The sequence below is a fragment of the Candidatus Dadabacteria bacterium genome, assembly GCA_026708565.1.
Classification (GTDB): Bacteria; Desulfobacterota_D; UBA1144; order Nemesobacterales; family Mycalebacteriaceae; genus Mycalebacterium.
The window spans coordinates 1-15,728 of the sequence record JAPOUR010000035.1; the positions used below are offsets into that span (position 1 = coordinate 1).

Sequence of the window (15,728 nt, forward strand, 5' to 3'; positions counted from 1 at the left end):
AAGGCCGCCGCGACTGAAATGATAAAACCTTTGCGTATCACGGCTTCTATTTTACCGGTTGAAGGGGAAAGTCAATTGAGGGCGGAGTTTTCTCCGTCATTCCTTGCTCCGACAAGGAATCCAGAGGGGGCGGGGGTTTTATGCAGTTTCGGGGTCTGTCAGGGAGATGTGAAACTTTCTACTGTTGTGCTTGACAGGTTGGCGGGCGGACATATAGAGTAGCCACCGTGAACATCAAACTTATACATAAGGTTGTCCCTGCTGGGTCTCTGTTACTCATAGAAGACCCACGAAAGCGGGAAAAGGTGCAGACCTTCTAGACTTTATGTATAGGATGTTCACACGGCCCGGCGCCGAGAGTGTCAGGCCGAAGGAGAATTGACCAATGAGAAAATCATTGACACAAACTTTTTTGACGGCGGCTTTTCTGGTTGTCGGAATGGTATCGCAAGCGGGGGCGCGGGGTTGGAGCGTTGGGCCGCACTCAAGCGCCTCCGGAACAAGAGCGACTGCGGTCGGGGATTGGACAATGGCCAATGGCTATGAGTCAACGGCGGTTGGGCATAAGGCGATGACGCCCGGACATAATTCAACAGCATTGGGTAAGGGGGCATTGGCGGGGAGATTTATTTCCTATACTCGTTATCATGAGGAGGTTCGGCATGGTTATGATGGTTCTCCTGACTTCGAAGGAGTGGAGATTGTAGAATGCACAGTCTTCGGTTATCCGTTGACTGGTTTGAAGCGTTGCACTGTCCGCATTCCCGAGACTGCCTACTATCAAGCGAACTCAAACTCCAGTGCAATCGGTCATAAGGCAAGGGCTACAGGTGACGACACGGTAGCATTGGGCCACATGGCAAATGCCAGTTATCACCACTCAACCGTTCTTGGCGCATTGGCAAGCGCAACCGGCAACGGCGCAATCGCCATAGGGCGCGGAGTGTCCGCTGGAGAGAATCAAATCCGCATTGGCAACTCTTCTTATACCGATGTTTTCATAGGCGCTTACAATCTTGCCGACCTTTCTGGCTCCGGCTCAAACTCCGCCGATGTCAGGAGGATAATCAGGGAAGAAACAGGGGAAGATAGAATTATAGATGAGGCGATTGATACAGTAGTCAACAGAGATGTCATTAAAGACGCAACCGCCACCGGAATAAGTGCCACCGCATTCGGCGAAGACTCAAACGCGAGCGGAGACTATTCCGCCGCTTATGGCTATAACGCTTTTGCGGGAGGAATGAACGCCATAGCAATCGGAGCGGAGTCACGGGCAAACGGCGACAATGCCATAGCAATCGGGCGCGGTATAGTCGCCAATGCCGGACAAATCCGTATCGGCGATTTGGCAATTACAGATGTAACAATCGGCAACTACTCTTTAGCCGCATTAGCGAGCGGTATATCCGCTAATAGTGGCGGTGGCGGCAGTCCGGCCCCCGCAAGAGATTGGAGCGAAGATATAAGAAGGGCGGTCGGCTACACAAGAGAACCGCGAGGCTACAACGCCGCCGCTTTCGGTAACGGGGCAAAGGCAAGAGGCGCGTATTCAACCGCGCTTGGGGTGAATGCCGTAGCGGGTGTTAACGCCTCGGCGGTTGGGCAAGCGGCACAAGCCACCGGCAGACAGTCAACGGCGGTTGGGCAGGATGCAAAAGCCGCCGGAGACGGGGCAACCGCCGTTGGGCAAAATGCAAACGCAAGGGGAGAGGGTTACAGTTTGGGGTCTTTCCATCGCGGTTCAACGGCATTGGGTCAAGGCGCAAACGCAAGCGGACTTGCATCCACCGCCATAGGTTCAGATGTTCTGGCAAGCGGCATGAAGGCAACCGCCGTTGGAGCGGAATCACGGGCAAGAGGGGCGCTTTCAACCGCTTTCGGAGCGGAGGCAAAATCGTCCGGCAGAGCGTCTGTTTCCATAGGTCAGGAATCTTTTGCGAGAGGGGCTTTCTCAACTGCGGTTGGTCAAAATGCGCTTGCCACAAGAGACAACACAGTAGCGGTGGGCTATTCCGCAACCGCAAGCGAGAGAGACGCTATAGCCATTGGAGCGCAAGCGGTGGCGGAAGGAGAGCAAGCAACGGCGGTTGGTATGAGAGCATGGGCGCATATGAAAGCGTCAACTGCGCTTGGAGTTCACGCAAACGCCTTTGGAGATTCTTCAACCGCGCTTGGTCAGGGGGCGCGTTCAGAAGGCGATTCATCATCGGCATTGGGTCATGAGGCAAATGCCACAGGGCCTTCCTCAACCGCAATCGGACAGGCGGCACATGCGACCGGAAACCATTCATCTGCATTCGGACAGGGGGCGGAAGCGAGCGGGCAAAGTTCAACCGCATTGGGACAGACGGCAATGGCTGCGGGTAATGATTCAACAGCGGCGGGCAGGGAAGCGTGGGCGCACATGAAAGCGTCAACTGCTCTTGGGGCGTATGCTAACGCCTCTAAAGATTCCTCAACCGCATTGGGGCAGGGAGCGGAGGCTTTTGGTGTCTCGTCATCTGCATTGGGACATGCGGCCCATGCAAACGCGGTTTCCTCAACCGCAATCGGAGAGGCGGCACAATCTACCGGAAACTATTCTGCGGCATTGGGGCAGGGAGCGGTCGCAAGCGGGCAGAGTTCAACCGCATTGGGACAGACGGCAATGGCGGCGGGTAATGATTCAACAGCGGCGGGCAGGGAAGCGTGGGCGCACATGAAAGCGTCAACTGCTCTTGGGGCGTATGCTAACGCCTCCAAAGATTCATCAACCGCATTGGGGCAGGGGGCGGAGGCGTTAGGCGTGTCATCATCTGCATTGGGACATGCGGCCCATGCAAACGCGGTTTCTTCAACCGCAATCGGAGAAGCGGCACAGGCAACCGGAAACTATTCTGCGGCATTGGGGCAGGGAGCGGTCGCGAGCGGGCAGAGTTCAACCGCATTGGGGCAGACGGCAATGGCGGCGGGTAATGATTCAACAGCGGCGGGAAGGGAAGCATGGGCGCACATGAAAGCGTCAACCGCTCTTGGGGCGTATGCAAACGCATCCGCAGATTCATCAACTGCGCTTGGGCAAGGGGCTATGGCGTTTGGCGAAGCATCATCTGCATTGGGTAAGGCGGCCCTTGCAAACGGGCAATCCTCAACCGCAATCGGAGAGGCGGCACAGGCGACCGGAGACCTTTCTGCGGCATTCGGGCAGGGGGCGATTGCAAGCGGAAAGAACGCTACCGCATTAGGGCAAAGCGCACAGGCAACAGGCAATTTCTCATCTGCATTGGGTCAATCTGCGGAAGCCACACAAGAGTTTGCAACTGCTCTTGGAACTAAAGCGGTTGCCACCGGGGAACGCACGGTTGCGGTCGGTTCTTCAGCGGAAGCGACTGGTAACAGAGCAGTTGCGGTCGGTTTTATGTCGGTTGCGGGAGGAGAGAATGCTTCCGCAGTCGGGCAGAATGCGGAGGCGGATGGCAATGACGCAACGGCGGTTGGGCAGTTTGCGCAGGCTACGGGGAACGGGTCAACCGTTGTTGGCAGGGGGACACTTGCCGACCAAGCAAACGCAACAGTAGTTGGTTACTTGGCAAAAGCGGAAGGCCGAAACGCAACGGTGTTAGGCAAAGGGGCATATTCTATTCAGCGTGATAATGTTGCCCTCGGTCACTTGGCAAATGTGGAAGCAAAAGACGCCGTTGCCGTTGGAGCGGAGGCGTATGTAGGCAGAGAGGGCGGAATTGCCATTGGCTACGGCACTATCGCAAACGGGCTTGACAGCATAGCAATCGGGCGTGATGTGTCCACTACCGAAGCCAGACAAATCCGCATAGGCAACAGTCAGACGGATGCTTGGGTTGGAATCTACAGTTTGAACGCCCTTGCCAATGCCGCCGGTTTTGACGCTCAAGCGGAATATGAACGGAGACAGTTGGATGAAAAAGAGGATGAGGATGACGGCATGGGTAGTCCTCCCCGTCTTCCTGAACCGCGCCGTCCCGCAATTCAAAGCGGCATTGAAACCGCCTCATTGCCGACCGTTCGGGGAGCGGAAGCGGTAACGCCGGTTGCTCCGGCTGGCGGTGTGGGAATGAACGACCCTATTCGCGCTACTAATGCCGGGACAATGTCTTCGGCGCAGGGTGTGGATTCAACGGCTATCGGCCACATGGCGGGGGCGGGGGGCTCCGGAGCGACTGCTATCGGCTCAAACACAAATGCCGGAACCTCAGGGGTGGCTATCGGTTATAACGCAGAGGCGGACGGCACTGGTAGCGTTGCAATAGGGATTAATTCATTGGCGCAAGGCGATGGTGGCGGCGTTGCAATCGGGTATGGCGTGAAATTGGGACGCAATGATGATATCGCCATCGGTCAAGCCTCTGATAGAAATGTGCGTATAGGCGCATACGACCTTGAGGATATAGACGACCGCATCGGTTCAAGAACCGACCGCGCAAGCGCCACCGGAAGCGCACACGCCCGTATCAACGACCACGAAGACCGACTTGGCTTCGTTGAAAGTGAACTCGGCAAATTTCAACGGAGCGATAAGCGTTACAACAAGGGTATCGCTATGGCAATGGCTCAGGGAGCCCTCTATGTTGAGCCGGGCAAGCGGGCAACCGTTGGTTTGTCTCATGCCGGTTACAGGGGCGAACACGGCATGGCCGCAAGTTTCGGGGTTCGCGTAAATGAGCAAATCCAAGTTCATTTCAGCGGGGCAACGGATACCGGCTTTGACGAAAAGGGAATTAAATCGGGGATTCAATTCTCATGGTGAAACGCCACCTATAGCGACACCTCACCAAAAAGGCGGCTCTTTCGGGGGCCGCCTTTTTTTATGCCCTGTCCCCTCTGGATTCCTTGTCGGAGCAAGGAATGGCGAGAGGGGGATTGGATAAACTTACAATCATTGAAACATCCGGTATCAAAGCCGAGAAACTCTCAAAGGAGGGAGAAAAAATGAGAAAAGAACTGATAACATTTCTCGTGGCGGTGTTGCTGTTTGCCCCGCAAGCGGAGGCGACTAATGCCATAGGACGAAGCGCGTTCGCAAACGGACTTGACGCAATCGTAATTGGTCGTGATTTGTCAGCCGAAAGAGAGCAAATCCGCATAGGTGACAGTCAGACGAATGTTTGGGTTGGAATCTACAGTTTGAACGCCCTTGCCAATGCCGCCGGTTTTGACGCTCAAGCGGAATATGAACGGAGACAGTTGGAGGAAAAAGAGGATGAGGATGATGGAATGGGTAGTCCTCCCCGTCTTCCAGAACCGCGCCGTCCCGCAATTCAAAGCGGTATTGACACCGCCTCACTGCCGACTGTCCGGGGAGCGGAAGCGGTAACGCCGATTGCTCCGGCTGGCGGTGTGGGGATAGGCACGGGAGTCCGCGCTACTAATGCCGGGATAATGTCTTCGGCGCAGGGTTCAGATTCAGTGGCTTTCGGCCACAGCGCATTGGCGGCAAGCGCTGCAACGGCTATCGGGTCAAACACAAATGCCGGAACCGACGGGGTGGCTATCGGTTATAACGCAGAGGCGGATGGTAGTGGCGGCGTTGCAATCGGGGTTAATTCATTGGCGCAAGGCGGTGGCGGCATTGCAATCGGGCATGGTGTGAAATTGGGACGCAATGATGATATCGCCATCGGTGAAGCCTCTGATAGAAATGTGCGTATCGGCGCATACGACTTTCGGGCAATGAACGCCACCATAGACACCAACACAAGAGACATAGCCGACCACGAAGACCGACTTGGCTTTGTTGAAAGTGAACTCGGCAAATTTCAACGGAGCGATAAGCGTTACAACAAGGGTATCGCTATGGCAATGGCTCAGGGAGCCCTCTATGTTGAGCCGGGCAAGCGGGCAACCGTTGGTTTGTCTCATGCCGGTTACAGGGGCGAACACGGCATGGCCGCAAGTTTCGGGGTTCGCGTAAATGAGCAAATCCAAGTTCATTTCAGCGGGGCAACGGATACCGGCTTTGACGAAAAGGGAATTAAATCGGGGATTCAATTCTCATGGTGAAACGCCACCTGTAGCGACATCTCCTAAAAAAGGCGGTTCTTTCGGGGGCCGCTTTTTTTTATGCCCCACCCCCTATGGATTCCTTGTCGAGTTCAACGGCGGCGCGTTGCATGCTTGACACGGCAAAAGAATCTCTTACACTAATCCGCATGATGACCCATCGGCGAACTCTGCGACTTGGTCGTAGCAAGGGAGCCGACACTGAAAGCCCCGAGGACGCCTTTGTGCGTCCTCGTTTCATTTAGGAGGGGAAAACATGAGCGCGGATACAGCCGAAGAAAAGAAACCGTTACGAGTGCGCGTGTTTATTGACTTTTGGAACTTTTCCTTATCCTTGAAAGATAAAAATCAAGACTTTAAAACAGACTGGCATCTGGTCGGGCGAGTTCTGGCAGATGAAGCAGGGCAGATAATAGATGCCGGTTTGCCTGTCTCTTTTGAGGCCATGCATGTGTATGGTTCCTATGACCCTGCTTCAAAAAAAAGAGCGCAATCTTAGAAATTGGTTTGAGAATACTCTGAACAGAATTTCAGGAACTCATGCCACTCTGAAACACAGGCAAAAGGTCAAATCGCCACCCAACTGTCCCGTTTGCCAGAAAACAATCCCTACCTGTCCACACTGCAATGCGGACATGCGCGGGACACAGGAAAAAGGCATAGATACAGCGATGGTTACCGATATGATCAAATTGGCATGGGCGAATGCCTATGATGTGGCAGTTGTTGTTTCTTCGGACCGAGACTTTATTCCTTCAATCCCGAGGAATCAAGGTGATTCATGGCTCTTTTCCGCCTATGGGAATAGACCTTTCGCAAAAGTGTTGGGGCAACTTTGAAATCCCCAAACTGATGCCAAAGTTCAAGCGTTAACAGGCATTCAAAGGAGTCCGGAGTTTCCGCATCAAACCGCCCGCAATTCAGAAAGCATTCGCGCCTCCTCCTCCCGCCGTTGCTGTTTCGTATGAATAACAAAAAGGGGTCAACCCCTCTGCGAAACCTCAATCCACCGCGCGACGGTTCGTTTCGCCCGTATCATCTCACCTTCAAACCGCGAGGCTTGGTCCGTAAAATGAAGGTCTTTATTAGGCTGGAGTTCCTCGTAAAGTGAAATAATTGAGAATCCCGATTTTCCGGTCATCTTTTCCACAACAAGCGGGATTATCTTCTCACCCATCTCAACCAAATCCCAAAAGGTTTTGGTATCCTTCACGGAATCGGGGTCTGACATGAAGGAAATGGGGGGAGCATGACAGACGGTTTGCCACAAAGAATATCTTCTTTCAAACTCGCTTCTGGTCTCATCGTCAACCTGCTCAACAAAACGCCGGATGACATCTTTTTGACCGCGCCCTATGCTGACATCCCTGTCTTCCGTTACTCTTGCCACTTCATAGACCTCCGTGCTTTCGGCAAATCTTACTCTCTTATTATAAAAGGCAATGACCTTTCCGTAAATACCGCCCTCTAATTCATCAAGGCGGTGCTGAATGCGCAAATCTATTCCTATCTTTGATTCCCAGCCGGGGCCGTGGCCGGAAACGCAGGCATGGGTCATTTTGGTCTCATCTCTGCCCAAAGCCGCTATGGGGCCTTCAGACGCACGGACATACCCGCGCAACCCGTAGAAGTTGTCAAAATCTTCAATGTAAAAGCCGGGCCATTCTTTTCGCGTGGTAAAGCCAAGCGTCCAGGCGATGCAGTTGTAATCCGAATTTGCCTCGCCGGTTACAACGGCGGAGTTGACATCAAGATTTGGAAAAAACCGCGAATAGGCAGTTTTCTCTTCGGGTGTCATCTTGCGGGCCATTTGAGGCGGTTAGTCTGATAAACGCCCCCGTATGTGTCAAGAGTAGCGGGGGAGTTATCAAACCGCCCGCAATTCAGAAAGCATTCGCGCCGCCGCCTCCGCCGCCCCTTTCGGCATTCCCCGCACGGCAAACGGCTTCCACGCTTTGCCCTGCTTTCTGAACCGCGCCTTTGTTTCCGCCCGGTCTTTGGAACCGAACGCCTCCGCGCCGTCCTCCCTTATGTCCATAAATCCCACTGAGTGCTCCCTCATCACGGTCTTTAACGCCGCAAGCGCGAACAGGTTTTTCACTTGCGCGGGCGGAGGCCCGAAACGGTCTTCCACCTCCCCGGCGAGGGCGCGAACCTCATCCCCGGCGGACGATGACGAAATCCTCTTGTAAAAAACCAGCCTCTCCCGCCCGCTCTCCACATAGTCATCCGGGATTCTCGCCTGAAGGTCGGTCCTTATTTCAGGCTCAATTTTTTCCGCCGTTTTTCCGGTCTTCAATCTCTCGGTCGCCTCGCGCAGCATCTCAAGATAAAACTCAACGCCCACACGCGCCACATGGCCGGACTGCTCCACCCCGAACAGATTGCCCACCCCCCTCATGCGCAAATCGGAAAACGCAAGCTCATACCCGCCGCCAAAGTCCCACAGTTCCGCAAACCGCCTTAAACGGCGCAGCGCATCTTCGCTCAGTTCCTTTCTCTCCGGCACAAGCAGGCACGCATACGCCTGAAGCGAGCCCCTTCCCACACGCCCCTTCAGTTGATACAGGTCCGCAATGCCGAAGTTGTGGGCGTCGTTTATAAAAATGGTGTTTGCCCCGGCAATGTCCAGACCGGACTCCACTATCGCGGTTGTTATCAGCATGTCAATCTTCCCGCCCGCGAACCTCCCGACCCTGTCCTCAAGGTCTTTTTTGCCCAGCCGCCCGTGGGTAACCTCCATTGAAACCTCCGGAATTATCTCCCGGAGGCGCTCCGCCACCGCGCCTATGGTTTCAATCCTGTTGTGGATGAAAAACACCCCGCCGCCCCGTTTTTTCTCTTTGAGGACAATCTCGCGTATGAGCCCCGCGTTCCATTTGCTTATCCGTATCTTCACCGGAAGCCGCCCGCGCGGCGGCGAGTTGATGGAACTGATGTCTCTTATTCCCGCAAGCGAGAGTTGAAGCGTTCTCGGTATCGGCGTTGCGGACAGCGACAGCACGTCCAGATTTTCCCGCATGGTTTTCAGCCGCTCTTTCTGTCTGACGCCAAATTTGTGCTCCTCGTCTATGATGAGCAGCCCGAGATTTTTGAACCTGACCTTGCCCGAAAGGATTTTGTGCGTCCCGACCACTATGTCCGCATATCCGCGCTCTATCTCGCCTAAAATTCTTTTCTCCTCCCCCGGCGAATTAAACCGCGAAAGCGCGACCGTGTTCACGGGCAGGCTGGCGAGCCGCGCGCGGGCGGTCTGAAGATGCTGGGAGACAAGAAGCGTCGTGGGCACAAGAAAGGCGACCTGAAAGCCGTCCATTACCGCCTTGAGGGCGGCCCTGAGCGCGACCTCCGTTTTGCCGAAACCGGTGTCGCCGCATATCAGTCTGTCCATCGGGCGGGGGGCTTCCATGTCTCCCGTCACTTCGTCAATGGCTTTTTTCTGGTCGGGGGTCTCTTCAAACATAAACCCCGTTTCAAACTCCCTGAACTCGGCCCCCGGTTTGGAAAAACTGTGCCCCCCGCCCGATTTTCTGCTCGCATACAACTCAAGCAGTTCTCCGGCGACCGTTTCAGTCGCCCGCTTCGCCCCCCGGACGGTTTTGCGCCACGCCGGCCCCCCAAGCCGGTCTATCACCGGTTTGTCATCCTCGCTTCCGACATACCTGTGAAGCAGCCCGATCTTTGACGCGGGGACGTAAACGCTGTCTCCGCCGTGGTATTCGCACTCAACAAAGTCGCCCCTGCGCCCCCGGACGGAGATGTTTTTCAACCCCCTGAAAATGCCCACGCCGAACTCCCTGTGAACCACAAGGTCGCCGTTTTTAATCTCCCCGAATGCGGACTCAAACGCGGAAGGGGGAAACCGTCTGTCCGCCGCCGTTTCCTCTGCGGGGATTGTTTCCGCAAAGTCTCGCGCGTCTATGAAAGCCGTTCCGATTTCGGGAAACACAAACCCTCCCCCCGCAGTTCCCGCACAGATGTCCGCGCCGCGCACATTGTGCTCTTTGAAAATATGCCGGAGCCGCCCCTCTTCGCTCCCGTTTCCGGCAAAGACCTTCAGCCCGTACCCCCGCGATTGAAGCGTCCGCGCGGCTTCCGCTATCCCTCCCGACAGCGGGACGGGCGATGTGTTGAAGTCTATGTCGCCGGGGCTCAGGCTCAGCACGCGAACCGTTTTTGTTTGCGCGAGTTTCTGCGTTATTTCCTCCGCCGAAAGCCGCTGCGGCGAGGGCTCATGCGCCACGGCCGCGCCGCCGGTCTCAAGAAAAACTACACTTTCCCCCCGGCGGTCAAAGACGGATGAATTCCTTTCCTCATCGTCCATGCGCGCGGGGGGGATTTTTACGTTCCCCGCCCGCTCAACGGACATTTGCGTCCGGGGGTCAAACAGCCTGACAGACCTTATTTCACTGCCGGAGAACTCAACCCGCGCTGGGCTGTCCGCGCCCGCGCCGAACACGTCAACTATCGCCCCCCTGACGCTTATCTCACCGGCGAGGCGGACAAACTCCCTTGTTTTATAGCCCATGCGCCTGAGTTGCGCCACGGTTTCGTCCCTGTCCGCCCGGTCTCCGGTTTCAATGCGCAGGGAGGCCGATTCAAGAAACGAGGGGGAGACGGTTTTTTGCGCCGCCTCGGCGAGGGTGAGGCACAGAGCGCGGGAGTCCGCCCCGAGCGAGCGGAATGCCCGCTTTGCCGCATCGCGTCTTTTTTCCGAGTTCGTTATGTAGAGGAGTTCCGCTTTCAGGTATCCGGCCACGGCGGACGCAACCAGAAACGCGCTTCCCCCCGCAAGCCCCGAAACGGTTGCGGAACCGCCGTTTTGCAATGCGGCGGCAAGCAGCCCGATCTTGTTTGCCGGGTCGCGGGCGAAAACTTCAAAGCCGCCTGACCGCTCTACGGGCGGCCCAGCATCCGCGCCACCGTTTCTCCCATCTCGCGGCATCCGACCTTCCTGCTTCCTTCCTCGTATATGTCCGCCGTTCTGAAACCCTCATCCAGAGCGGCGCTCACGGCGCGGTCTATCATCTCCGCCTCGGCGTCCATGGCAAAAGAGTGTTTCAACATCATGGCCGCCGACAGAATGGCCGCCAGCGGATTTGCCGTGTCGCTTCCCGCTATGTCGGGAGCGCTTCCGTGAACCGGCTCGTATATTGCCGCGCCGTCTCCCACGCTTGCGGACGGCAGCATTCCGAGAGAGCCCGTAAGCTGGGCCGCCTCGTCGCTTATGATGTCTCCGAAAAGGTTGCCCGCGAGCAGCACGTCAAAGGTTTTGGGCCTTCTTATGAGCTGCATCGCCGCATTGTCCACATACAGGTGCGTTAATTTTATGTCGGGAAATTCCTCCCGGCCTATTTGCGACACCGTCTCCCTCCACAAAACCATTGACTCCAGCACGTTTGATTTGTCCACGGACACCAGTTCGCCCCTTCTCGCCCGCGCCGCAAGAAACGCCTTTCTCGCCACGCGCCCTATCTCCGCCGTTGAATAAACGAGGGTGTTAAAACCCCGCCGTCCGCCCGCGCAGTCTTCAATTCCCCTCGGCTCGCCGAAATATATGCCGCCCGTGAGTTCCCTCACCACCAGTATGTCCGCCCCTGAAACCACCTCGCGTTTGAGAGTTGAGGCGTCCGCAAGGGCGGGGTAAACCCTTGCGGGACGCAGGTTCACATAGGTGTCAAGGGTCTTTCTGAGAGACAGCAGACCCGTTTCGGGCTTGAGGGAGTGGTCAAGGTTTTCCCACTTCTCCCCGCCCACGGCTCCCAGAAGCACGGCGTCCGCCGCGCCCGCCTTTGACAAAACCCCGTCCGTTACCGGAACGCCGCGCTCGTCTATTGAGCAGCCGCCGAACAGTTCGGTCTCTTTCTCAAACGAAACGTTCGCTATTCTCTCAATTTCCTCAAGCACTCCGAGGGCGGCCCCCGTTACTTCGGGGCCTATTCCGTCTCCGGGAAGTATAAGGATTTTCGGCATGGCAGGGCACTTATTATACCACTTTTCAATACAAGACCTTTTCCAGAAAAAGCCCGCGGGGCGGGGCGGGTATTACATCGCGGGTCTTCCTCCCGGTTTTGAGAATGCGCTCAAAGCCGTCCGGGCTGAGCCTTCCCCGCCCGACCCGCACAAGGGTTCCCGCAAGAAACCTGACCATCCTTTTAAGAAAGCCGTTCGCCTCAACGGAGAAAACAATAAACCCGCCCTTGCGCGCAAGTTTGGCGGAGAAAACCCTCCGCACGGTTGTCCTGACGGTGATGTTTGTGTTGCAGAACGCCTTGAAGTCATGCTCGCCCGGTATGCGGCGGCATGCCTCTTTCATGGCTTCAAAATCCAGTTCCTCGGATATAAACCAGCAGGTTTTTCTCTCAACCGCGGGGCGGGAGGGGCGGTTCAGGATTCTGTAGAAATAGGTTTTCTTTTTCGCGGAAATGCGGGAATGAAAATCCTCCGCAACCTCTTGCGCCCGCCTGACCGTTATGTCTTCGGGCAGTTCGGAATTGAGCGCCTTGCGGATGGATTCGGTTTTCATGGCGGAGGGCGTAAGGAAGTTTGCCACCTGTCCGAGGGCGTGGACGCCCGCGTCCGTCCTGCCTGAGCCGTGAACGGTCGCCTCCCCGCCCGTAACCTTTTTTATCGCCCGTTCAATTTCCCGCTGAACGGTGTTTACGGAGTTTGCCTGTCTCTGCCAGCCGCTGTAGTTCGCGCCGTCGTATTCAATCGTTAATTTAATGTTTCTCAACTTGTTTTTCTGATGAAGAAGGTGCGGACGGTTTTAAGGTTGCCGGAGTCCTTGGCGGTTATCTCCAGCCTGTTGAGGCCGTCCTCAAGCGGAATGGTAAAGGTGAAGTTCTGCTCTTTCCGTCCGGAGTTGATGACGTGTATTTTGTCGTTGTTGTTGAAGAACGATACGTTGACCACGGGCTCGGCGTCTTTTGCGGAGCCGGTTATCTCTATCTCGTTGCTGTCCGTTACCGTGGGGACGGCTTCAAGGGTTATGAGCGGCGACCTTTCCAGAGCGTGGCGGAAGTCGGGGCTCGGCTTTTCGCCTTCAAACGCCACGGTGTCGGATGTTTTCACCCAGCCCGCCGCATCTTCGTCCAGTTTGATTTTCAGCCACTGTCCCGCCGCGCCTTCCGTGCGGTATGAAGAGCCCGCCCCGGCGGTAAAGACCGCCTGCGCCCCCTCAAAACTTCCGCCGAGTATCTCCGTGTCGCGGGGGAGGGTTACCGCGCCGGGCTCCGGCGAAAACTCCGCCGCCGCGACCACCGGTATCTCTATGCCGTATTTTGACGAAAATCCGATTTGAAAATCGTTTGCCGTGAGGTCAAACTCGGCTTTTTCCGCCGCTTTGTCCTTGTCCTGTTTTTCAACCCTGAACCTCATTGCCACATCCTTCATTTCGCCCGGGCGCATTTCCCCCAGTTCCTCTATCGCTTTTTCCAGAAACACCCTCTTGCCCGACCGGTTTTTCAGGTAAAGCCCCAGCTCTTCGCCCGCGCCCGCGCCGGAGTTTTTTATGCGGAAAAGCAGCGAGACGGTCTCCCCCTCCGATATTCTGCCGTCTCCGTTGCCCTTTGAACCGAACCTGCCGTCGTCAACTATCTCGTAGTTGTAACTTATGGCCGGGCGCTCATTGCCCTTGAATGAGACCGCGAAGGTTTGTGAAAACACCTCTTTGCGGGAGGAGTCAAAGAACTTGATAACGCACTCGTCGTTTCTGGTGCGGACGTTTTCAGGGGTTTTCAGCGGGGCTTCCCATTTCACTTTCTGTCCGGGGTTGATTTTGCCGAACACAAACTCCCTGCCGTCAAGAAGCCGGTTTTCCGAGGAGATGAGTGCGGTGAGTTTGTAAACCGGCTCGCTTCCCGCGTTAAACACCTCAACCTTTATCCGCCCCTCGTCCCCTGCCTTGAAAACCGGCTCCTCCGGAATGACTTTCACCCTGAGGTCCGCCCTGCCGCCCCCGTTTTCCCCCTCTGCCCAGTCCACCTTGAGCCCTGCCAGTTTTTCCCTTATGCGCAGGTCTTCCTCGCGCCCTATGGCTTCAAGTATTTCACCGGCGGTTTTGAGCATGTCGCTTCTGTAAATCCCGTTTGTGCCCGTGATGATTCTGCGCGCCGCCGCTATGAGGGGGTCTTTTTCCCTCCGTTTTTTCTTCTCTCCGTCGCTCGGCGGTTTTGACACCCCGTCCGGGGTCTCTTCCTCCTCGGTCAGCGATTCGTTCAGAATCTTGAAAGAATGCACGGGCGGGTCGGGGTCGCGGACGCCTTCCTCGTCCTCGCGCTCCTCGCGGTATTTTTCAAGCAGAAAGGCGAATTCCGGAGTTTTATACACCACCTTTTTTTTGGAGAAGCCCACTTCCTCTATGAATATGTCCGGTGTGATTCCCACCCTGTGGATGGATTTCTCCCCCGGTATCAGATAGTTGCCTATGGTGAGTTTGAGCGCCGCGCCGTCTTCAAGTTCAAAGATGTTCTGAATTGAGCCCTTGCCGAAGGTTTTTGTTCCCATGGTAAGCGCCCTGTCGTTTTCCTTGAGCGCCCCCGTTACTATCTCGGACGCGCTTGCGGAACCCGAATTTATCAGCACCACGGTTTTTTCACGCAACTCAAAGCGGTCGCGCCCGGAGGCGGAGTAGGGGCTTACGTTTGTGCCGCTCTTCACGCTGAAAACAGTGCCGTATTTAAGGAACATGTCGGATATGCTGGCCGCCTGATTGAGCAGCCCTCCGGGGTTGTCCCTCACATCAAGGATTATCCCCTCAATCTCCGCCTTTTTGCGCCCGAGTTCTTTCTTTATTTCCTTTATCGCCTCAATCGCGCTGTCGGTGGTGTTTCTCTGGAAGTTTTTTATCTTCAGGTAGAGGATGCCGCCGGGAAAGAGGTGGTGCTCAACGCTCTCTATTTTAATTACGTCCCGCACTATGGTGAGCGGCGTGGGCTTGGTCATGGAGTCTCTGAGTATGCGTATGTTCACGGGCTCGCCCTTGGGCCCCCTGAGCCTGTGAACCGCCTCCACGATGGACATGTTGACCGTTGACTCGTTTTCTATCTGGACAATCCTGTCGCCTGATTTCATTCCCGCCCTGTAGGCGGGGGTGTCTTCAATGGGCGAGACGACCGTTATCCAGCCCTTGCTCGTGCTGATGACAATGCCGAGACCCGTAAAACTGCCCTCCGTCTCAATGATGAACTCCTCGTAGTCGCGCGGGGGGATAATGCGCGAGTGCCTGTCCACGGTTGAGAGCATTCCGTTGACAAGGGCGTATTCAATATCGCTGTCGCTTCTCTCCTCCGGATTCGTGTTTTTGCGGATGAAGGAGAACGCGTCCGAGGAAATTTTTTTCAGGTCGTCCCACGATTCCGGCTCTTTGTAGCGGAACTCCCTTTCCTGCTGTCCGGCGACCAGTTTGAAGCCGCCCCCGTTTTTGTCCCATTCAACCAGAACCTCGTCTATGCGGGTTTCCAGATTGTCCAGCCCTTTTTTGAGCATCTTCGGGAAATCAATCTGAGACTTGTAGGGGAAGTTGTTTTGGACAATGTTAAAAACGGCGCCGGTAATTTTCGGGCGGCTGTTTTCCTCCGACCCCGCAGGGTGCGCGGCGGCAACCGCCCACGCGAGCGCAACGGCCAGCGCAAACGCGGCGCCTTTCCCAAGTTTCCTGAAACCAAACCTCATAGCCGAGAAGTTAGTGTATAGTATCACAGGCCGCC

10 protein-coding genes are annotated in these 15,728 nt (G+C 55.8%); 5 read left to right on the forward strand and 5 right to left on the reverse strand.

The genetic code is table 11. The annotated features are described in order from the left end of the window. The 5 genes from OXF42_04500 to OXF42_04520 all read left to right on the forward strand — a co-directional run. On the forward strand, positions 1-222 hold a 222-nt coding region (locus OXF42_04500), incomplete at its 5' end, for a hypothetical protein (GenBank protein ID MCY4047353.1). A gap of 634 nt (positions 223-856) precedes the next feature. After that, on the forward strand, positions 857-4,765 hold the full coding sequence (locus tag OXF42_04505) for a hypothetical protein (protein MCY4047354.1): 3,909 nt from the start codon (positions 857-859) through the stop codon (positions 4,763-4,765). Between the two features lie 182 nt (positions 4,766-4,947). Continuing rightward, complete coding sequence (locus tag OXF42_04510) at positions 4,948-6,018, forward strand: YadA-like family protein (GenBank protein ID MCY4047355.1); 1,071 nt, start codon at positions 4,948-4,950, stop codon at positions 6,016-6,018. Positions 6,019-6,274: 256 nt separating this feature from the next. Further along, positions 6,275-6,517, forward strand: coding sequence for a hypothetical protein (locus tag OXF42_04515; protein MCY4047356.1), 243 nt, complete (start codon positions 6,275-6,277; stop codon positions 6,515-6,517). Then, positions 6,483-6,857, forward strand: a complete 375-nt coding sequence (locus tag OXF42_04520) for an NYN domain-containing protein (GenBank protein ID MCY4047357.1) — start codon at positions 6,483-6,485, stop codon at positions 6,855-6,857. Before OXF42_04515 ends, OXF42_04520 begins: the two co-directional genes overlap by 35 nt. 143 nt (positions 6,858-7,000) lie before the next feature. On the opposite strand, the gene OXF42_04525 is transcribed toward OXF42_04520, so the two are convergent. The 5 genes from OXF42_04525 to OXF42_04545 are packed head-to-tail and all read right to left on the reverse strand — an operon-like array spanning position 7,001 to position 15,720. Beyond that, complete coding sequence (locus OXF42_04525; GenBank protein MCY4047358.1) at positions 7,001-7,828, reverse strand: hypothetical protein; 828 nt, start codon at positions 7,826-7,828, stop codon at positions 7,001-7,003. A 57-nt stretch (positions 7,829-7,885) separates the two neighbouring features. Continuing rightward, a complete protein-coding gene (locus OXF42_04530) occupies positions 7,886-10,963 on the reverse strand; it encodes a DEAD/DEAH box helicase (GenBank protein ID MCY4047359.1) in 3,078 nt (1,025 codons plus the stop codon). Beyond that, the gene (gene leuB, locus OXF42_04535) at positions 10,915-11,991 is read right to left on the reverse strand and encodes a 3-isopropylmalate dehydrogenase (GenBank protein MCY4047360.1); all 1,077 of its coding nucleotides are present in this window, start codon (positions 11,989-11,991) and stop codon (positions 10,915-10,917) included. Before leuB ends, OXF42_04530 begins: the two co-directional genes overlap by 49 nt. 25 nt (positions 11,992-12,016) lie before the next feature. Next, a complete protein-coding gene (truA, locus tag OXF42_04540; protein ID MCY4047361.1) occupies positions 12,017-12,754 on the reverse strand; it encodes a tRNA pseudouridine(38-40) synthase TruA in 738 nt (245 codons plus the stop codon). After that, positions 12,751-15,720: a S41 family peptidase gene (locus OXF42_04545; GenBank protein MCY4047362.1), complete on the reverse strand. Its 2,970-nt coding sequence runs from the start codon at positions 15,718-15,720 to the stop codon at positions 12,751-12,753. Before OXF42_04545 ends, truA begins: the two co-directional genes overlap by 4 nt. Positions 15,721-15,728 lie beyond the last annotated feature (8 nt).